At 40.6% G+C, this 20,656-nt stretch carries 19 protein-coding genes; 14 read left to right on the top strand and 5 right to left on the bottom strand.

The window, feature by feature from the left end; translation table 11 throughout:
• The first annotated feature begins 9 nt into the window (after positions 1–9).
• The 3 genes from CES79_RS03940 to CES79_RS03930 all read left to right on the top strand — a co-directional run bounded on the left by CES79_RS03940 (position 10) and on the right by CES79_RS03930 (position 1,996).
• Positions 10–483 carry an S-ribosylhomocysteine lyase gene (locus CES79_RS03940; RefSeq protein ID WP_089136376.1) on the top strand — a complete coding sequence of 158 codons (474 nt, stop codon included), beginning with the start codon at positions 10–12 and terminating at the stop codon, positions 481–483.
• A gap of 20 nt (positions 484–503) precedes the next feature.
• A complete protein-coding gene (locus CES79_RS03935) occupies positions 504–1,274 on the top strand; it encodes an acetoin reductase (protein WP_089136375.1) in 771 nt (256 codons plus the stop codon).
• Positions 1,275–1,546: 272 nt separating this feature from the next.
• Positions 1,547–1,996 (top strand): hypothetical protein, encoded by a 450-nt coding sequence (locus tag CES79_RS03930; protein WP_054655343.1) that lies wholly within the window; start codon positions 1,547–1,549, stop codon positions 1,994–1,996.
• Between the two features lie 116 nt (positions 1,997–2,112).
• Here the strand turns inward: CES79_RS03930 and recA are convergent, their stop codons facing one another.
• Both recA and CES79_RS03920 read right to left on the bottom strand, forming a co-directional pair.
• Positions 2,113–3,204, bottom strand: coding sequence for a recombinase RecA (gene recA / locus CES79_RS03925; protein WP_089136374.1), 1,092 nt, complete (start codon positions 3,202–3,204; stop codon positions 2,113–2,115).
• Positions 3,205–3,340: 136 nt separating this feature from the next.
• Positions 3,341–3,745: a hypothetical protein gene (locus CES79_RS03920; protein ID WP_089136373.1), complete on the bottom strand. Its 405-nt coding sequence runs from the start codon at positions 3,743–3,745 to the stop codon at positions 3,341–3,343.
• 581 nt (positions 3,746–4,326) lie between these two features.
• Between CES79_RS03920 and CES79_RS03915 the strand changes: the two genes are divergently transcribed.
• From CES79_RS03915 to nhaC, 7 genes are all read left to right on the top strand, one after another.
• Entirely contained in the window at positions 4,327–4,452 is a 126-nt protein-coding gene (locus CES79_RS03915) for a TFIIB-type zinc ribbon-containing protein (RefSeq protein WP_191983065.1), read from the top strand.
• Positions 4,453–4,524: 72 nt separating this feature from the next.
• Positions 4,525–4,773 carry a hypothetical protein gene (locus tag CES79_RS03910; RefSeq protein ID WP_054655348.1) on the top strand — a complete coding sequence of 83 codons (249 nt, stop codon included), beginning with the start codon at positions 4,525–4,527 and terminating at the stop codon, positions 4,771–4,773.
• 18 nt (positions 4,774–4,791) lie between these two features.
• The gene (locus CES79_RS03905; protein WP_054655350.1) at positions 4,792–5,067 is read left to right on the top strand and encodes a helix-turn-helix domain-containing protein; all 276 of its coding nucleotides are present in this window, start codon (positions 4,792–4,794) and stop codon (positions 5,065–5,067) included.
• 106 nt (positions 5,068–5,173) lie between these two features.
• Positions 5,174–6,433 carry a tyrosine--tRNA ligase gene (gene tyrS / locus CES79_RS03900; protein ID WP_054655351.1) on the top strand — a complete coding sequence of 420 codons (1,260 nt, stop codon included), beginning with the start codon at positions 5,174–5,176 and terminating at the stop codon, positions 6,431–6,433.
• Between the two features lie 209 nt (positions 6,434–6,642).
• The gene (tdc, locus tag CES79_RS03895; RefSeq protein WP_191983066.1) at positions 6,643–8,526 is read left to right on the top strand and encodes a tyrosine decarboxylase; all 1,884 of its coding nucleotides are present in this window, start codon (positions 6,643–6,645) and stop codon (positions 8,524–8,526) included.
• A gap of 29 nt (positions 8,527–8,555) precedes the next feature.
• Complete coding sequence (gene tyrP, locus CES79_RS03890; protein WP_089136370.1) at positions 8,556–9,983, top strand: tyrosine-tyramine antiporter; 1,428 nt, start codon at positions 8,556–8,558, stop codon at positions 9,981–9,983.
• Between the two features lie 269 nt (positions 9,984–10,252).
• Positions 10,253–11,677 (top strand): Na+/H+ antiporter NhaC, encoded by a 1,425-nt coding sequence (gene nhaC, locus CES79_RS03885; RefSeq protein WP_089136369.1) that lies wholly within the window; start codon positions 10,253–10,255, stop codon positions 11,675–11,677.
• A 140-nt stretch (positions 11,678–11,817) separates the two neighbouring features.
• On the opposite strand, the gene CES79_RS03880 is transcribed toward nhaC, so the two are convergent.
• Positions 11,818–12,051, bottom strand: a complete 234-nt coding sequence (locus tag CES79_RS03880; protein WP_054655353.1) for a hypothetical protein — start codon at positions 12,049–12,051, stop codon at positions 11,818–11,820.
• A gap of 354 nt (positions 12,052–12,405) precedes the next feature.
• A complete protein-coding gene (locus tag CES79_RS03875) occupies positions 12,406–12,936 on the bottom strand; it encodes a hypothetical protein (protein WP_089136368.1) in 531 nt (176 codons plus the stop codon).
• A 170-nt stretch (positions 12,937–13,106) separates the two neighbouring features.
• On the opposite strand from CES79_RS03875, the gene CES79_RS03870 reads away from it, so the two are divergent.
• The 3 genes from CES79_RS03870 to CES79_RS03860 all read left to right on the top strand — a co-directional run bounded on the left by CES79_RS03870 (position 13,107) and on the right by CES79_RS03860 (position 17,994).
• Positions 13,107–14,555, top strand: coding sequence for a coiled-coil domain-containing protein (locus CES79_RS03870; protein WP_089136367.1), 1,449 nt, complete (start codon positions 13,107–13,109; stop codon positions 14,553–14,555).
• A 180-nt stretch (positions 14,556–14,735) separates the two neighbouring features.
• A complete protein-coding gene (locus CES79_RS03865; RefSeq protein WP_054655364.1) occupies positions 14,736–15,161 on the top strand; it encodes a (deoxy)nucleoside triphosphate pyrophosphohydrolase in 426 nt (141 codons plus the stop codon).
• On the top strand, positions 15,148–17,994 hold the full coding sequence (locus CES79_RS03860; protein ID WP_089136366.1) for a DEAD/DEAH box helicase: 2,847 nt from the start codon (positions 15,148–15,150) through the stop codon (positions 17,992–17,994). Before CES79_RS03865 ends, CES79_RS03860 begins: the two co-directional genes overlap by 14 nt.
• Before the next feature lie 239 nt (positions 17,995–18,233).
• Here the strand turns inward: CES79_RS03860 and CES79_RS03855 are convergent, their stop codons facing one another.
• Positions 18,234–18,485 carry a hypothetical protein gene (locus CES79_RS03855; protein ID WP_089136365.1) on the bottom strand — a complete coding sequence of 84 codons (252 nt, stop codon included), beginning with the start codon at positions 18,483–18,485 and terminating at the stop codon, positions 18,234–18,236.
• A gap of 335 nt (positions 18,486–18,820) precedes the next feature.
• Here CES79_RS03855 and CES79_RS03850 point away from each other — a divergent pair, with 335 nt between their 5' ends.
• The gene (locus tag CES79_RS03850; RefSeq protein WP_089136364.1) at positions 18,821–20,653 is read left to right on the top strand and encodes a DUF262 domain-containing protein; all 1,833 of its coding nucleotides are present in this window, start codon (positions 18,821–18,823) and stop codon (positions 20,651–20,653) included.
• Positions 20,654–20,656 lie beyond the last annotated feature (3 nt).

The raw sequence follows: 20,656 nt of genomic DNA, 5'->3' as shown, positions 1-20,656 counted from the left end.
TCATTTATTATGGCTAAAGTTGAAAGTTTTACATTGGATCACACAAAGGTTAAAGCACCATACGTTCGGTTGATTACGGTAGAAAAGGGACCAAAGGGTGACGCCATTTCAAACTACGATTTACGGTTAGTCCAGCCTAATACAAACGCAATCCCAACAGCTGGTCTGCATACGATTGAACATCTATTAGCAGGTTTGCTGCGTGACCGGCTTGATGGTGTTATCGACTGTTCACCATTTGGCTGCCGGACCGGGTTTCATTTGATTACTTGGGGCGAGCATTCCACTACCGAAGTTGCCAAAGCTTTGAAGAGTTCATTAGAAGAAATTGCCGACAAGATCGAATGGAAAGACGTTCAGGGGACTGATAAATACAGTTGCGGCAACTACCGCGATCATTCACTTTTTTCAGCTAAACAATGGTCACGTGATATTGTTGATGCGGGTATCAGCGACGATCCATTCGAACGGCACACGATTTAGACTAGTCAGGAGGTCATAGCATGGCAAAATTAGCAATTGTAACGGGTTCAGGACAAGGTATTGGTGAAGGCATCGCGCACCGTCTCGCAAAAGAGGGTTACGCTATCGCTGTGGCCGACATTAACGACACTACCGCAGCTAAGGTGGCTCAAGATCTACAGAGCGAAGGCTATAGTGCCAAGGCTTATCATGTGGATGTGGCGCACCGTGATGAAGTGTTTGCATTGGTCGATGCAGCGGTCAAAGATTTAGGGGAACTGGCCGTTTACGTGAACAATGCCGGGGTCGCGTTCATTGAAAGCTTTATCGACTCGGATCCAGCAGACGTTGAACGGCTGTTAGACGTGAATTTGAAGGGGACTTACTGGGGCATTCAAGCTGCTGGTAAGAAATTCAAAGAACAGGGTCACGGCGGTCGAATCGTCAACGCTGCTTCGCTGGCAGGCTATGAAGCTTCGGCTTTGCAGAGTGCCTATTCAGCTTCCAAGTTTGGTATTCGCGGTTTGACGCAGTCGGCGGCCAAGGAATTTGCCAAGGATAAAATTACCGTGAACGCTTATAATCCAGGGATCGTCCGCACCAAAATGCGCGATGCCATCGACAAAAAAACGGCGGCAATCAAACACAAGAGTGTGGCGGAGCAAAAGGCGGATTGCTTGACGGAAATCGCCATTGGCCGTGAAGCTACGCCAGCGGATGTCGCTGCGGTGGTTGCTTGGTTTGTGAGTCCAGATGCCGGTTATGTGACTGGGCAGAGTTTGCAGGTTGATGGGGGAATGAGATTTCACTAGAGTGTGAAACAAGGCGGTTAGAGACCGGTGTGTAAGGGACTTTATCATAAATCCCGGTCTTGGATTTGTGGTAAAGTCCCTTACATGGAGGTCTCTGCCTTGTTGAACACGTTTCCGCTAGATAAAATCAATGCGCACAAGAAAAAACGCTTTACATCAACGTTGTAAAAGACAGCATTGATGCAAAGCGTTTTTGTGTAAATGAGTTTAGCAGTCTGACTGCAACAGGGGTAAAATGGAGGTAATACATAGCAGGAAAGAAGTAACAAATCATGACAGAGCATTTGCAGGCGGCTAAACCGTCACAACAGATCTACCAAAGACGAGAGCCAGATGCACCAACGCACTATCAATATATGATTAGCGACATGACCAAAGTTAAGCACCCGTTGGTTGAGCCAGCACCACAGCCAGAAATGGCCCATCGTGCTAAGACTAAGAAAAAGCACTCCTGGTTTGTCACTATTGGCACCTGGCTTGTTGTACTAAAAGTTGGTGTCTGGGTATGGCCATACGTGGAGGGCTGGGTGATCGATATCGGCCTGATATTATTGATGATATTGGGATTATTCTTAATGTACGCATTTTGTGTTTGGCTCGATAATAAAACGGGTGGTAGTGGCTACTCCGGTCCGTATGATGATGACAGTTACGATGCCGGCTGGTTTGATTCGTGGGCGTTTCATAATGATGGTAATGATCATAATGATAACTTGTACTGAGTGTGAAACAAGGCGGTTAGAGAGCTGTTGAATACGTTAAGACTATAATTAAAAGAAATGAGCAAATCAAAAGGCGCTGATCCAATCAGATCAGCGCCTTTTTCATATGGAATCAACTAAACTGCTTCAGTATGATCACCAGTGGATTTATCGTCCTTGTCTGGTTCTTTATCCTTTTTCTCGTCATTCCACATATCTTTAATGTCTTTTTCAATCTTATCTTCTAGTTCGGCATGCTGTTCCAAATAATCGATTACGTTCGGCTGGCCTTGCCCTAGACGTTCGTCTTGGTAAGAATACCATGAACCGGACTTTTTAACGATATCGTTATCCACTGCGATCGTCAGTAAATCACCTGCATGAGAAAGTCCCTTACCGAAGAAGTTTTGGACTTCGACCTGTTTAAATGGCGGGGCAACCTTGTTTTTAGTGACCTTAATCTTAACGTTAGTCCCAATGATATCCTGACCGTTTTTAATGTTGTCGCGTCGTCGAATCTCCAGTCGAATCGTTGAGTAGAACTTCAGTGCCCGGCCGCCAGGTGTGACTTCAGGATTACCGAACATGACACCCACTTTTTCACGAATTTGGTTAATGAATAGTAGAGTCGTTTGCGTTTGGTTAGCTAAGCTAGTGAGGCCACGTAATGATTGCGACATTAGCCGCGCTTGTAAGCCAACGTGGTTATCGCCAATTTCACCGTCAATTTCGGCTTTTGGCAGCATGGCTGCGACTGAGTCAAAAACGATCATGTCTACCGCACCGCTTTTAACTAATTCGTCAGCGATGTTAAAGCCATCTTCGGCAGTTCCCGGTTGCGATAACAGTAGTGAATCCAAATCAACGCCAAGGTTTTTAGCATAGGCTGGATCCAAAGCATTTTCAAAATCAATGTAGGCCACAATGCCGTTTTGTTTTTGAAGGGCAGCAACGGCGGTTAAAGCCAAGGTGGTTTTCCCAGATGATTCCGGTCCATAAAGTTCCATGATACGGCCATACGGATAACCGCCGCCAATGGCGTGGTCTAATGAAAGTAAGCCGGATGAAAAGCGTTTAATTTCAAGGTTGGGTTTATCGCCCATGCGCATCAAAGCGCCCTTACCGAATTTTTTATCAATTGCTTTTAAAGTTTGATCTAACGCCTGTTTGCGTTCCTTGGAATCAGTCCGCTGTGACGGATGACCGGGTTCGAATAGTTGTAAGGCCATAAAGGCAATCCCCCTTATCTCGAACGTGTGTTCTTACACTACTGCTCTATTGTAGTCTTATTCATTGGATAAACAAAGCGAAAGGCAAAAATTACTGTCGATTGTTCCATGTGAAACAACGCCAGTAAAATCAGTGTTATAAACTAATCAAAATGTAGCCGCAAACGACGCCCAGCGCAATCACAATGTTGAGCTTATCTAATTGTTTGCCACGTTGGTAGTAACGTTTGCACTGCTCGTAAACGGATTGATCATCCTGTGAAAGCTGCTTGTCATCCTTAGCCATAAACTGCTTAAACTTGTTAACTGCCTGATTCTGCCGGTTAACTCTGCCAAAGGTTAAAATGATGCTGAGCGCAATGATCACGAGGACGCCAATAAAGAGCACGTTTGAGGTGGATGCTGAAATGATGTCTCTGCCACCGATCAGTCCATTCGCCACGGTTGCGGCCAGTGCGACCACAAAGATAGCCGTGTTAAATATTTCTGTCCGCCAGTAGGATCGCAGGTATCGCTGGTAATAGTTCAATTCTTTTTGCATAGTCATTAAGTCCTTTTTAGATAGAAGGTTACTATGACATTATAGTCGATAATGTGATTGAATGGGAATGAGAACTGACATGGAAGTTGATTACAAAACTAAAAAAATGTATGAAAGTTTCGCCTGAAATGATTGAAAATAACGTCAAAAAAGACGCTTTAAGGCGGATAATGGCGTTACAGATTCTCCTAAATCAGTTGCGCTAATTTTTATTTTGAACTTTTTAAATGAGGATAAAATGAGTCAAATTAAATTTCAAAAAAATTTATGTGAATCATATTTGACATTCAAAGTACGGCATGATACTGTAAGTTACAACATCAAAGGTCGTAAACTTTAACCTTTTCGTGAGTAGGACATTACCTCAGGGATCAGAGAAATAGTGGTTGGTGAAAACTATGCAGGGTAATGTTTCAAAATACTAAAGTGTTAGGACGCGGTTGCCCACCGATATAGGGGAGAGAGTGTGAGGTGTTTGACACCTTGAACTAGGGTGGTACCGCGTTAAAAAACGTCCCTTCATTAGAGATAATGAAGGGACGTTTTTTTGTACCTTGATGAAAATAGAAAAGGTGGTGTAAATGATGAAATCTAGTGATGTTACCATTCATTGCCCCGAATGCGGGGACATTGTTTTTGAGAAACACAACAATGGTGAAATTGTTTGTGCAGAATGCGGACACGTGATCAACAGTGCCACTAAATAACGTCAACGAGTTAATGAGCAGGTCCGCTATGGCAGTAGCAAATCTGCAATATAGCATAGGAGGTATAAAGGTATGGAAAATACAAAGATAAAACCACATCAAGGTCTCAAAGCTAAGTTAACCCGAATCGTTGTCACGCTAGTTATGCTTTCTCCTTTGTTCATTATAATGATTAATGCGAGTTGGTCAAACGTTGATGGTATTTCTGGTGCTGTAATCTTGATTTTGATGGCAAGTATTGTTATTGGACTGTGGCAGCTGTCCAAGAGTTTGATCCTCACCCTTCAAAAGGGCGCGGATACCGACTACAAAGAAAGATAATCAAATGCAGGTGATGATATGTTTGATTTAAATAACCATGACATTATGTCTTCCAGTGAAGCGGCCAGACGCTGGCACAAAGCCGATGATTACGTACGGCAGGCTTATCGGAAAACACCATGGAGGTTTCCGGAAGGCACCATTCGAAAATTTGGAAAACAGCTGATCGTGACCCGGCACGGTATGGAAGTGGTGACCGGGTTGACTGAAGAAGAAGCAGCTAATGATGAACATCAGTTTATACCAAAAACTAATCGACCTATTCAAAATAATTATGATAAAAATGCCGGCTAGAATTAAAAAATTAGCCTGAGATGAGACAGATGCCATGTTGACACCGTTTACATGGCTGGCTTATGTTTATGTCCGAAATCAAAGAATTCATTTGGAGGTAGAGGACATGAATATTATTGATGAGCTGACTTGGCGGGGTGCAATCAACCAGCAGACGGATGCTGAAGGCCTCAAAGAGCTGACTGAGAACAAGTCGATCTCGCTGTATTGCGGGGTTGATCCAACTGGTGACAGTATGCACATTGGTCACTTGATTCCGTTCATGATGATGAAACGGTTTGAACTGGCGGGCCACCACCCTTACATTCTGATTGGTGGTGCCACCGGTAGTATCGGTGATCCCAGTGGGCGGAAATCAGAACGCCAGCTGCAGACCATGGAAACTGTTCAGGCGAACGTTAAATCGTTAACGCAGCAGATGCAGAAGTTATTTGGCGGGAGTTCGAATATTTCGTTTGTGAATAACTATGACTGGCTCTCAAAAATTTCATTACTCGATTTTCTCCGTGATTACGGGAAATTAGTGAATATCAACACCATGTTGGCTAAGGACATTGTCGCTAGCCGCTTGGATGTTGGTATTTCTTTTACCGAATTTACGTACCAGATCCTCCAATCAGTCGATTTTCTCACGCTGCATCACGAACATGGGATTCAATTGCAGATCGGTGGCGCGGACCAATGGGGCAATATTACGAGCGGAATCGATCTGATCCACAAGATCGATGGTGCGGATGAACAGGTCTATGGATTAACGATTCCGTTAATGCTGAAGGCGGATGGCACTAAGTTTGGGAAAACCGCTGGCGGTGCGATTTGGCTCGATGCTAAAAAGACGTCGCCATACGAATTTTACCAGTTTTGGCTGAATCAAGACGACCGCGATGTCGTTAAATACCTCAAGTACTTCACGTTCTTAGATCAAGCTGAAATTGCGGATTTGGAACAAAGTGTGGAAAAGGAACCGGAAAAGCGCTTAGCCCAAACCAGGTTAGCGGAAGAAGTGACCCGCTTTGTTCATGGCCAAGAAGCCTTGGACACGGCACAGAAGATTACGGCCATTTTATTCTCCGGTAACGTTAAAGAACTGTCGGCTGCTGAAGTCCAGGATGCATTTGGGAAGGCTCCTAGTGTGTCGGTAACAAGTGACCCGCAAAACGTTGTGGATCTGCTGGTTGAAACGAAGGTCGAACCGTCCAAGCGTCAAGCACGGGAAGATGTGACTAACGGTGCCATTACGATCAACGGTGACCGGATTTCAGATACCGCTTTTGAAGTTGATCCCAGCACGCAATTTGACGGTCAATTTGTCATTATTCGGCGCGGTAAAAAGAATTATTTCCTGGCAAAAGTGCAACAGCAGTAAATTAGTTTTTAATTAATTTAGTAAAAGTAAAAGGCAATAACCGATACCGGTTATTGCCTTTTTTAATGCAGTTTTACAGCCTTTATTGCAAAGAAATGTGAATATCACAGAAGCTATATTGAAATTTAAATACTCTTTACAGGGTATTTTTGTAAGCGTATTCTCTAATTGCAAAACAAAAATACAACTTGGAGGCTGTTACCATGGAAATCACAGATTCGAAGATTAATGATTTAAATTTGGATGCCTTGTTTATCGGCGATAAGGCTGAAAACGGTGATTTGTACAAAGAATTGCTGAACAAACTTGTTGATGAGCACTTGGGCTGGCGGAAAAATTACATTCCTCAGGATAAGAACATGATCTCGCCTGAAGAACAGCAATCTCCCGAATTTCAAGATACGGTCAACCGCATGCGTAAGGTGCTGGATGATGTATCAAACCGAATTCGGACAGAATCGGTGCCGTGGCATTCAGCCGGTCGCTACTGGGGCCATATGAATTCCGAGACCTTGATGCCTGCACTGCTGGCCTATGATTACGCCATGCTTTGGAACGGGAACAACGTGGCTTACGAATCCTCACCGGCGACTTCGCAGATGGAAGAAGAAGTCGGCCATGATTTTGCGACCATGATGGGCTATAAGAATGGCTGGGGTCACATTGTGGCTGATGGTTCGCTGGCTAACCTGGAAGGCCTTTGGTACGCACGGAACATTAAGTCGCTGCCACTTGCCATGAAAGAAGTCACCCCAGAGCTAGTTCAGGGTAAGTCAGATTGGGAACTGCTCAATATGCCAACCGATGAAATTATGAAACTGGTTGAGCAATCCGGTGAAAAACTAGACGAGTTAAAAGCCAAATCCGCACGTAGCGGCAAGAACCTGCAAAAACTCGGTAAGTGGCTGGTACCGCAAACGAAGCATTACTCATGGATGAAGGCCGCTGACATCATCGGAATCGGGCTGGATCAAGTAGTGCCCGTTCCCATCGATGAGCATTACCGGATGGATATTGACGAGCTGGAAAAGATCATTCGCAGTTTGACCTCAGACCATACGCCAATCTTAGGGGTCGTCGGTGTCGCGGGATCAACGGAGGAAGGTGCTGTAGACCAGATCGATAAAATCGTTGAGCTGCGACACAAGCTGCAAAAAGAGGGCATCTACTTCTACCTGCACGTGGATGCTGCTTACGGCGGTTACTTCAGAACCATTTTTCTCGATGAAGATAACAATTTTGTCCCGTTCGACCAATTGAAGACCCTGCACGCTAAGAACCACGTGTTTACCGAATCAAAAGACTACATCAAAAAAGATGTCTATAACGCGTATAAGGCCTTTTCTGAAGCAGAATCGATTACGATTGATCCCCATAAGATGGGCTACGTGCCTTATGCAGCCGGTGGGATCGCCATCAAGGACGTGGCAATGCGCGACACGATTTCCTACTTTGCGACTTACGTCTTTGAAAAGGGTGCCGACATTCCAGCTTTGTTAGGGGCCTACATCCTTGAAGGCTCAAAGGCCGGTGCCACCGCTGCTGCCGTTTGGGCCGCTCACCACACGTTGCCTCTGAACGTAACGGGTTACGGTAAATTAGAGGGTGCTTCCCTTGAAGGCGCCCACCGCTACTACGACTTCTTAGATAAATTGAGCTTTAAAATCAATGACAAAACAATCGAAGTTCATCCGCTAGTCGATCCCGACTTCAACATGGTGGATTACGTACTCAAGGAAAAGGGCAACGATAGTTTAGCTGATATGAACAAGTTAAACCACCAATTCTACGAACAAGCCTCGTATGTGAAAGGGACCCTTTACAGCAAGGAATACATTGTTTCGCATACTGATTTTGCCAGTCCAGATTATGGTGACAGTCCACTGCCATTTGTTGAAAGTTTGGGAATCAGTGAAGCCGACTGGAACAGCGTTGGCAAGGTGACGGTTATCCGGGCGTCAGTCATGACCCCTTACATGAACCGTCAAGAAAACTTTGATTACTTTGTACCCAAGATCAAAGTTGCCATGAAAGAAGATCTGCAAAACATCTTCGTGGCAGAAACAACCAAACAATTATCTTCAGCAAAATAATGATATAAGGCGGATGGAAGGAAATTACCATGAATAAACAAGCAACCAAATTGGGCCTGGGTACCTTTATCGGGATGACGATGGCCCTATGCGCGACAGTGCGTTCAATACCATCTGTGGCTGCTACCGGTTGGTCTCAGATTACCTATATGATTTTCGCAGTTTTGTTCTTTGCTTTACCAGTTGCCCTGATTTCGGGGGAATTGGGGACGATGCTCCAAGCTGATGGCGGCCCGCAACTGTGGGTCAAAACAGCTTTGGGTGAAAAATGGGGTTTTGTCACGGCCTGGCTACTCTGGGTTCAGATGTTTCCAGGAATGGTGATGGTGGCCTCAACCATTGGGCCGCTGTGGGGCAATACGTTCGGCAACGTCTCACTGGGCAATAACCACTGGTTTATTTTAGCCAATATTCTCGGCTTCTACTGGCTCATCACCGTGTTGAATTTACGGTTTGATATGGCCAAAGTCGGCGGTAACGTGGGGGTCTGGTTAGGCGTTTATATTCCCATCGTAACCATGCTGGTGATGGGGATTGCCGCCCTGATTAAAGAAGGGATCGACCCCGCAAGTTATCTGGGGACCTTTTCAGTTTCAAAATTGATTCCAAACCTCGGTAACTTACAGACCCTGCAGTACTTTGCTGCGATTTCCTTCATTTACACGGGGATCGAAATGTCGTCCGTGTTTATTCCGCGGCTGAACAATGCCAAGAAGACTTACACTCGCGGGATCTTCGTTGCGCTGATTGGGTTAATCTTAATGAATATCTTGAACGGAATCTTAGTCGCAAACGCTGTGCCAAATGGTCAAATTCAACTCTCAAACATTACGCAGCCTATTCTGCTGTGGTGCCAGATTCTCGGTTGGCCAACGATTATCGCCAACATCTTCAGTTTCATGGTGGTGATTGGCGTGCTGATTCAATTATCCGCTTGGGTAACGGGGCCGTCTAAGACCATGACGCAAGTTGCCCGCGATGGCCAATTGCCTGCTAGCTTTGGCTATCACAAGGTCAACAAGTACGGGGTTTCCCGTAACGTGGTGTTAACGCAAAGCATCTGCATCTCACTTTTCGCCTTACTCTATGGTGTCATGAAGAACGTTAACAACGTTTTCCTGACATTAACGAACGCAACGACTGTGATCTACGCTTTGGTCTATGTTCTGATTGCCATCGCGTTGATCAAGTTACGGCAAACGCAACCGGATTTAGAACGACCATATCGATTAGGTAAAACTGGGAATGCAGTGGCCTATGTAGTAGCTTACGCCTTGATTTTCGGGATCATTGTTATCATTGCGGCAACCTTCTTGGCTTCAAACTTACTGCAATCGATCTTCGTTATCGCAATCACGCTCATTTTGTTCATCATTCCACTCATTATTGATCGCAACAAGAATAAAGAATGGATGATTCAAGTTCAAGCTGATTTACAATCGACGAATAACTTCTAGGTTGGCTGGAATGTCGAACGAGGCTGTGACATAACTCGGTAGATTCCAGAATTTAACACCTAAGAACGTCATTCCGATGGTTTTTATCGGGATGGCGTTCTTAGGTGTTAAATGGCCGGAATCTGAGTTATGGAGCAGGTTAAGGCTATATTCAAGTAGGAAACTGAAACAAATTTTATGCTGTGTTGGTCGGGGGAACGGATGGCATCCTTATCAATATCGACTTATGTCACAATTTCGTTTTTGTTTTGGAAAGAGGGCCGATAGAAATGGATTCTTCTAATAAGGCAGCCAGGTTTAGTTTGGGAGAAAGCTTGGTTGTGATGTTAGCCATGTTTACGATTTTAGGTGTGATGATTATTAAATTTGATATGTCGCCGCAGATTCCTATTTTATTTGTTTTTACGCTGGTCATGTTCTATGGCCACTTGAAGCATTTTTCCTGGGATGAGATTTTCAATGGGGTGTCCGAAGGCGTCACGCCAGGGATTATTCCCATTCTGATCTTTTTAATGATCGGCATTCTGGTCGCTAGCTGGTTAAAGGCTGGGACGATTGCCGGCATGATGTTGATTGGGTTGAAATTAATTTCAGTGCAGTTATTTTTACCAACCGTTTTTATTATCTGTGCCATTATTGGCATCACCGTTGGTAGTTCATTCACGACCGTTTCGACCATCGGCATTGCTTTTATGGGTATCGGCCATGTGCTGGGATTTGCCGCGCCGGTGATTGCCGGGGCTGTCGTATCGGGCGCTTTTTTAGGCAATAATATGTCACCCTTGTCAGATACGTCGAATCTAACGACCGGAATCGCCAAGGTCAATCTGTATACCCATTTGAAAAATATGAGTCTGACGGTTATCCCGGCTGCCGCTATCTCGTTAGTGGCATTTGCGATGATCGGGCTGCATTCTGCTAAAAATGCCGATTTGAGTGCGGTTAACGCTATCTCTGTTCAACTGATGGCGACCTATCATATTTCTCTACTGACCTTCTTGCCAGTATTTGTATTGCTCATTTTGGCTTGGCGCAAGGTACCAGCGATTCCAACGTTGCTGCTGGGGTCGTTAACCGCTATTATTCTGTCGCTGTTTCAAGATCGGTCATTCACTTTCGGGCAGATTGGTGATTTATTGATGAACGGTAATCACGTTGCCAGTAGCAATACGGTCATTAATCGTTTGATGAGCGGCGGTGGGATCACTAATATGCTGAGCTCTGTGGCATTGATTATCCTAGCGCTATCGCTTGGCGGGTTACTGATTAAATTTGGCATTATTGAGGTATTGATTAATAGCATGCGTAGTCTGATCAGTACGCCTGGCCGACTGATACTGGCCACTCTAACCGGCTCATTAGCGGTGAATCTATTAGTAGGGGAACAGTATCTATCAATTATTTTGCCCGGCGAGACGTTCAAAAAGTCCTATGATGAACTACAAGTCGATAAGAAATACCTCTCTAGAACCTTAGCCACGGGTGGTGCTGATATTAACGCCTTGGTGCCTTGGGGTGTCAGTGGCATCTTCTGTTCAGCCACGCTGGGTGTCAGCGCCTTTCAATACATTGGCTACGCGTTTTATCCGTACTTGAATCCGTTGATGACGATTATTTTGGGCTTTACGGTAGTGACTTGGACCACCAAACGGTTTAAGAAGCGCCACGCGAGTAACAAGGAAGAGTTTAGTTAATAGGAAGAAATTGGGTACAAAAAAGCACTTCTATTGTATGAAGTGCTTTTCTTGTACCCAATTTTGGGATGATTGAATTTAATTAATAGTAGGTTTTAGTTTCAATCTTTTATGAACTGCCCGTCACGGTGATTCAAGAATTATATTTTGGTGTAGCCTAAACCAATATAATTCCCAGCTGAACCATTTTGACTAGTAATATCTGAAACGCCAGTCATATCGTTGACGGTGGCAGTACTCTTAGAAGAAGTTGTTACTTTAGCAGGAGAAGTTTTTGAAGCTGTTGAATTTGCTGATGATGACACACCAACTCCCACGAAAAGTGCACATGTACAGATAGCTAACAGAAGACCCTTAATTGTTTTAGATGACATCGATTTGAAACCTCCAGAAATAAGTTATTGTTAAATAGTGAACAAATTAACACATTCAATTATAGCCTTAATTACGACCAAGAGAAACCCAAGAATGTACTGCTGGGGACTATTAGGGTTTGGCTATATTTGGGGGAGAATTTTACTTGGAATAAGTGGCTGAGGCATTCATATAAGCTTATAGTGTTGTATTTTAAATAGTGTCTAGATTTAATTTTAAAACAGGGTATCAAACGGATTGAGTTTCAATTCGTTTGATACCCTGTTTTCATAATGAGTGCTCTTCATGGAATATATTGAATCTTGGATGATTAGGATTATTTTAAAATTGCTATAGGTTAATACTAAAATCTACTAATAATAAAGTTCTCCTGAAAAATGATGGTTACCTAGTTTATGAGCTATTCTTTTGTGAGTGTAAAAGTGATCAGAAATCCAATTTTCTGCACCACCAGCTACACTTAGGACTCGGATTTTTCGATAATGAAATCTTTTAGTTTCAACTTTGTAGGAGTCGCCATCGCCGGCCGTTTGATTCCATCCCATAGTGTTTGTCCAAAAGGCTCCACGATAGTGATAGGTTTGCCCAACTAACCAATTTGGGTGCTTCGTTATTTTATTCGAATTTACATTTCGATGATGCAGCCTAGATGTATAGTGATACCATTTATGGTCGTAATATTGTGCGGAACGGATTTTTTTGGCTGAAAAATGAATGGTATCGTAGCGACCGTGGCCATCATAATGATACCAGGTGCGATGTAACCTCATTGGAAATGATTTTAACGTTGACTTTGCTGAAGCCTGCGTTGGTAAAACAACTAATGACAAACTAAATATAGCAATTACACTGAGTACAAAGCCGATGATTCTTTTTTTAAACATATGGAAGTACCTCCCCTTCATTAACAGAGTACTCCCAATTAGGTCATAAAACTATTTGGGATTTTTTAAGTACCAGCACAATTCCATAAAAAGCGCAATATCTCTTTAAATCCAAACATACGTTCCCTATAATGGAGTTAATAAACAAACAGTGGAAAGTAGGGGTTGCAATGAACTCTAAAAATTTTATTGCAGGGTATAATCGTGGATTTGAAAAGGCCCAAAAAGCATCGGATAACCGTAAAAGCCGGCTAGCAAAGCTGCGTGATAAATATCAAAAACAGGAACAGCGCGATACATCGCCTAAAGTACTTAAGTCTGAAACTAAGCCTCAACAAAACCATCAACAAGTAACCGCGGTCAGACAATTACGTAAGAAACTAAAAGAGTCTGATAAAAAGCTAAAGGCTACCCGACAGGATTTTCAGTCAGTCCAACAGGAAAATCATCAGCTAAAGGGGCGACTGAATCGGTTACGGTCAGAGCGTTCGGAAACTGATAAGCAAATTAAAGCACTTAATGGTGAGTTCGAAAAAACTAAAAATAATTTAAAGCAAAACTATGTGCATAAGTCAGTAATTGAGGATATACAGGTTAAACAGCAGCATCAACGACAACAAATTGATGATTTGAAGCAGGCCAATCGAAATTTTCATAAAAAGAATCATCAGTTATCTGACGTTAATGAGGAAACTGGAAAGCATTTGCATGTTATTCGAGAAGTACTTAAAAATGAGCATGCTGCAGTTGATTTACTTGCAGAGCAAAAATTAAATCAACAGTTAGAAGATGAGGTTAATCATTTAAAAGAAGTAGTTACTAAAACTGACTCAAATCTTCAATGGTACATCCGCGCTAATAATACCTTGAAGCACCAGTATAGCCGATATAAAGTCAAAGAATTAAACAAAATGAACAGCAAAGCGCTGTTAAAGAGTATCAATGAAGATGTTTTGAATCGGTATATTACAGATCATATGACGTTAAACCAAGCCATTGACGGGTTAGATCGGCGATTAGCGCCAGAGAATATGGAAGAAGCTGCTCAGCGCTTGGAACCCGTGCTGAATTTATTAAATGATTATTTTAAGCATGAGAGTGTCAAATATGCCAGTGAGTTGGTTAGGTTAGATCAATATAACGAGAAACGGGAAAAGAAAATTAACTTTGAAAAACAGCTTGCAACTAAAAAACAAGATCAAGTGGTTTACTCCACTAAGCCACGAAAAAAGAAAGCTGAAACTGATCAAGCGGTTGCTAATGTTAATCAAGAACTGGCTCGAAAAGTACTCAAAGGTGCCAAAATCATTATTATAGATTGGCAAACAACGTATCCAATTACCAAGGCGCTAACCAGATATGGTGCAGAAGTGATGACTTTTAATGACAGTAATTATCACTATAATCGTTTACAGACGATTCTTAACCGTGAGGATATTGATCTCATAGTAATTAATCCTAATGGTATGCATCATGAAGTCGATTTAATTATTAAGGATCCAAACTTTAAATATCAGAAGCGAGTGCTGAACTTACAGCGGGTTAAGAGTAGTAAGCGGAATGCTTTTGATGAAGTTGTTTGGTGGTTGAATGGAATGAGATCGAGGGGTGAAAGGTGAAGTAGCATACCTATATGTAGGCTTTCCGCTTAAATCGAAATTAATAATAAAAAATGATGTGGTGTTCTAAAGGGGATAATGACTTTAGAATTACACATCATTTTTACTATTACCATTCTGATACCGTTTTAGATGTGATAATATATCATTATTAGACACAGAGAGCGAAAGGTGTTCAACATGAAAAAGCAAATTAACGTGGTGGGAGCCGCTTTTGTTGAAAATGGTAAAATCTTAGCAACGAAACGGAATGATGATCGTGTATTAGGAACACTATGGGAGTTTCCTGGTGGAAAAATTGAGCCGCATGAAACACCGGAACAAGCTTTACAGCGGGAATTAACTGAAGAGTTCAACGATGAAATTATTGTGGGCCCTCGTGTGACTGAAACCAGTAGTCATGAGTACGATTTTGGGGTTGTTAATTTAACGGTTTATTATGCCAAGTTTTTAACTCATCATTTTGATTTGGTAGCGCATAGTAAAGTTGAATGGTTGAATCAAGACGAACTGGGGCAACTATCTTGGGCAGAAGCTGATCAGAAAGCAGTTAAGATAGTTTCAAAAGCAGATTTAACACAGGTGAAATTTAATGAATCTAACTGATATTCAATCTAAAATTGAAGATTCACTCGCTAACGGTTTTGTTGACCAAAAAATTGCTGGCTCTGAAGAGTTAATGCCACAATTTATTCATAATGGTCCTGGCGATACGATGTTGCTACATATTGAAAGGGAGTTGTCGCACTGTTCATCATTTACCTTTGCTATCGCATTTATAACGGAAGGTGCACTGACGTCACTGAAGGTAAAATTGGCTGATTTAGCAACTAAGGGTATTCGTGGTCGAATCTTAACCTCTACATATTTGAACTTTAACTCTCCAAAAGCGTTTCAAGAATTGAGAAAATTAGATAACGTGGATGTACGAATTGCTGAAAATAATAACTTTCATGCTAAGGGCTATATTTTTGATCATGATGCCCAACACTATCAGTCTGCTATTATTGGAAGCTCTAACCTAACAGAGCAGGCTCTAATGAATAACTACGAATGGAATATCAAATTTACTTCTTATGATAACGGCTCAATTACAGAAAAATTAATTCAAGAAGTTGAACTGGCTTGGAAACAAGCAACACCATTAACCTCAGATTGGATCACAATTTATTCTGAGAATTATCAACCAGTTGTCCGAGCTAAATCAAATGCAAATAAGATTATTTCAGCAAATAAAATAACGCCAAACGCTATGCAACGTGAGGCACTGAATAACCTATCGGAGATTCGAAATAGTGGTGCCAAACGAGCACTGATTATTTCAGCAACTGGTACTGGTAAAACTTATCTAGGAGCTTTTGATGTCGCTAATTTTCAGCCTAAAAAATTTCTATACATTGTACATCGAGAACAAATTCTTGATAAAACCATGGACAGTTTTCGGCAAGTGTTAAGTGATGAACCAGAAGATTCCTTTGGGAAAATTTCTGGAACGCATCGGGACATGGACGCTAAATACACTTTTGCAACCATTCAAACTTTATCTAAACGGAGTTGTCTTACACAACTTAATCCAGAGGAATTTGATTATATTTTAGTTGATGAGGCTCATCGAATTGGTGGTGAAACCTATCAACGAGTTCTTAATTATTTTCAACCTGAATTTTTATTAGGTATGACTGCCACGCCAGAACGGATGGATGATTTTAATCTATTCGAAATGTTTGATCATAATGTTGCCTATGAAATTCGTTTGCAGAAGGCACTAGATGAAAAGATGCTGTGCCCATTTCACTATATTGGAATAACGGATTATGAAAAAGATGGTGTAGTTAGCGATGATACCAGTTCGCTGAAATGGCTAGTATCCGATGAGCGAGTGGATTATATCATCAAACAAACGACATATTATGGCTATTCCGGAGATTGTTTACACGGCCTTATTTTCTGTAGTCGTAAAGATGAAGCCTACGAATTAGCTGACCTTATGAGTAAACGAGGTTATCCAAGTAAGGCACTCACTGGGGAGACACCTCAATCGAAACGAGATGAGGTTGTTGATGAATTGGAACAAGGAAAAATTAAATACATTATTACTGTTGATGTTTTCAATGAAGGTATTGATATTCCTTGTGTCAATCAAGTCGTTATGTTAAGAAATACACAGTCCAGCATAGTCTTTATTCAACAACTAGGACGTGGATTGCGGAAGGCTAACAATAAGTCATACGTGACGGTGATTGATTTTATCGGTAATTACAAAAATAACTATTTAATTCCAATTGCACTTACGGGTGACAAGTCCCGTAGCGCTGACAAAGCGCGTGATGATTTGGAAGTTAGACAAATTTCAGGTGTATCAACGGTTAACTTCTCAGAAATAGCTAAAGAAAGAATTTACCAGTCGATTAATCATACAAGCTTAGATGGTTTGACGGTTCTGCGAGACGATTATAAGAATCTGAAGCACCGATTAGGTCGTGTACCATTACTGTGTGATTTTCAAAAATCTGAAAAAGTTGATTGCACGGTATTTGCTGATAAATGTCAGAATTACTATCATTTTCTACTTAAAATGAAAGAAGACGTACATCTTACTGCAGGCCAAGAGGCTATTCTTAGTTTTGTTTCGATTGAATTAATGAATGGAAAACGCAGTGTGGAATTGCTTTTATTGAATGAGTTGATTAAACATCATGGGATATTTGCTAAACGTAATCTTAAAACTTTGATGACTAAACAACAAATCTTCTATAATACAGATGTATCTCGGTCAGTTGAACGTGTACTCTCACTTGAATTTTTCCAGAAGGCTGCGAAAAAGAAGTATGGTAATGAACCGGTTGTTTTAATTGAAGATGGTATTTATCAATTAAATACAAAGATTATTGATTGGCTGGAGAATGACGCATTGTTTAATAGTTTACTAACGGATGCAATTCATGTGGGCATAATAAGAGCTAATAAGTACAATCAAGATGAGCAATTTACTTTGTATCATCGCTATAATAGAAAAGATGTTTGTCGGCTATTATGTTGGGATAGCGATACTAGTTCAACAATTTATGGTTATCGAGTAAGAGACCATGAATGTCCAATTTTTGTGACCTATGCTAAGTCGGATCAAATTGATTCGAGTATTAATTATCAAGATCGGTTTATTAATGCTGATACTTTTCAATGGTACACACGGCATAATGTGAAGCTAGATTCAAAAGAAGTTACGAATATTAAGGATAGTCAAACGACTATTCGATTATTCATTAAAAAGAACGATGATGAAGGAAAAGGTTTTTATTACTTTGGTGAAGTACAGGTTAAAGAAACAGAGCAACAAGAGTTCCAGGTTAAAGATGATAAAGTTGAGCCAATTGTACGGATGATTTTACAGTTGGATGATAGTGCTCAATATGATAAGTATTTGTTGTTTGAAAAGTAATTTGACTAGGATGGCACAATATTTTAAGTTTGTAAAAAATGAAGTATATTTTCTAATGTTAAAGAGATCGATCCGAGATAATGAAAGGAAGTATACTCAGCGTTAATCAAGGTTCGAAATGAATGTTATTGGAGCTAACACACATTGCCTGTTGGGGTTAGAGCTATATCTATTTAATGAGTTACATGAAAATTATGCTAAGTAAAAACGAGACCACAGTAATCGTGATCTCGTTTTGTTTATCGCTTTTCAATACGACATAATGTATATCCGGTAGCTTTGGCTTTTGTTAGGGATATCTGTTTAATGTGATGATGAGCTCGCGTTAAGCCCCAACAATGTTTGTTATAGTGGTACTTTTTTCCATGACGAGGAGCAATCCACACTATAGCTGCTGCGTCAGTAGTCTTGGGAACAACCACTGAAGTAGCAAGACTAGTTGAAGTAGAGACTAGTAGGGTAATAACAATACGGGTGATAATTTTTTTCATTGTTTAGCTCCTAAATATTTTTAGTGAAAGGATTATAATAGAATAATTAATTAGGCTTTTCAAGAATGCATATTTTATCATATCATAAATTTTTAAATAATATACAATTATTTTTTCATTTAAAAAATTTCATCAGTGAGTTTGTTTGCTAAACAATGTAAGTTATTGGCAATTAAAATTAACTATATTTACATATATGTACAAAACGCTATAGATCTCATGGATAGTTGAATGTATAGTAATATTAAAGACTGGACGTTAATGAGGTATATTTTTGATAGCTAAGCGTTAGGTGAATTGGTCTTTAATTATATAAAAAGTGAGGCTTGTTTGTTATGTATCTGGATCCTGAATCAAAACCAATTTCAGAGATTTTTCCGATTGAAGGAGAAAAACAATATAAAATTCCCATATACCAACGTAATTATTCTTGGAGCACTCAAAATATTGAGGACCTTTTTGATGACATAAATTCGGAGAATGCTGGATATTACATAGGTAATTTATTAGTCACTGCTGATAAGGAAAACAAAGATTATTTTGAAGTTGTTGACGGTCAACAACGGTTAACGACAATTTCGCTCTTCTTTCTTGCAATTTACGAAACTGCAGAAAAAATGTTGCATGACGAAAATTCGTCTGAAAACAACGAGATCGCAAAAGATATTGGATCTCTTGAAATGGATATCAGTCGTAAGTTGGAGATGCCTGATCAAACACCCAGAGTAAAATTACTTTTACCAGATAAAGAAATCTATGAAAACTACTTTGGCATAATGCACGACAAGACCAAGGGTAAGTACGGAAATTATACTTTTGCAAAGCGCTATAAATTTATTGTTGAGTTATTTCAAAATGAATTTAATACTTTTGCTGATTTGAAAAAATTCTTCAATCAATTAAATGCCGTTGAGGTGTTATTTATTAAAGTTGGGGATATTTCGGATGCATTTAATGTATTTTCATCATTGAATGGTAAAGGTATGCCACTAACAATGATTGATTTATTAAAGGCTCAATATCTAAAAACGGCTACAGATTCTATTGATCCTGAAGCAGCATCAGATTCTTGGGATAAATTAATTGCTGTATTTTCTAATGAAGATTCTCAAGTTCAATCGTCTGAAGTTACTCGTTTTCTCTTGAATTGCTATGATACGTTTGAGGGAAATGGGAAATCATCAATAACTAAAGGTAAGGCATTGAGACTTTACGAAAAAGTTTTTGATGCTAAGGGCTATGAATATATTTATGAGTTAACCAGATATGCTAAAATTTATTCACATATTTCTCCCCGAATAGTGACTGATGAAGATCAGCAATTTGGCGAAGAAAATGATAATCTATTAAATAGCCTTGGCCGATTGGATGATTCTCAAGCCTACCCATTAATTTTATTTACATTGAATCTTTATTTGAACAAAGCTATTAGTTCCAAGGATGTGCACGATGTCTTACATGAATTAATCAATTTCTTTGTACGACGGAATATAATTTTAAGACCTAAAGCATCAAATTTAAGAGCTAAGATTCTAGAAATTATTAGAAATTATACTGCCAGTGAAGATGAGGGCCTTCCAAATTTGGTTGCTCGCAGCTTACAGTCGATTAGTGCTTCAGATGAAGAATTTAGACTAGCACTTAATAAACCAGTTTATGATGTTTCACCGCAGACAGTTAGATTTATCTTGATTAGTTTAGAGAGAAAGTATGGACAATACTTTAATAAACAAAATCCAGATTCCTTGGATCAAACGCGTCCTACGAAAAGTGGTAGAAAATTACCAATATGGACGTTAGATCACATACTTCCAGAAACCAATAATTTAAAGCATGGTTGGAAGCAGATGATTTCACCAGGAAATGAAGAGGAAGCCAAACATCTTCAGCAAGAAAATATGCATCGAATTGGAAACTTAACTTTAACCGGTTATAACCCAGAGATGAGTGATAGGGAGTTTATTTATAAAAGAGACTACCAGCCCGATAATTCTAAAAATTATTTGGGACTTAGGACGCCATTATTTCTAAATCAATCTATTGCTGATCCAGATAAAACCATTGAGCAAAAAGATGAATGGACAATTAAAGATATCGACAGAAGAACGTTGTATTTAACTGATAAGGTTATTGCAAGTTTTCCTATGTTTGATAATTCTAAGGACTAATTA

It is taken from the genome of Secundilactobacillus silagei JCM 19001 (assembly GCF_002217945.1).
GTDB classification, from domain to species: domain Bacteria; phylum Bacillota; class Bacilli; order Lactobacillales; family Lactobacillaceae; genus Secundilactobacillus; species Secundilactobacillus silagei.
Note: the sequence above shows the minus strand (reverse complement) of the source record. Positions and strands in the feature narration are given on the sequence as shown.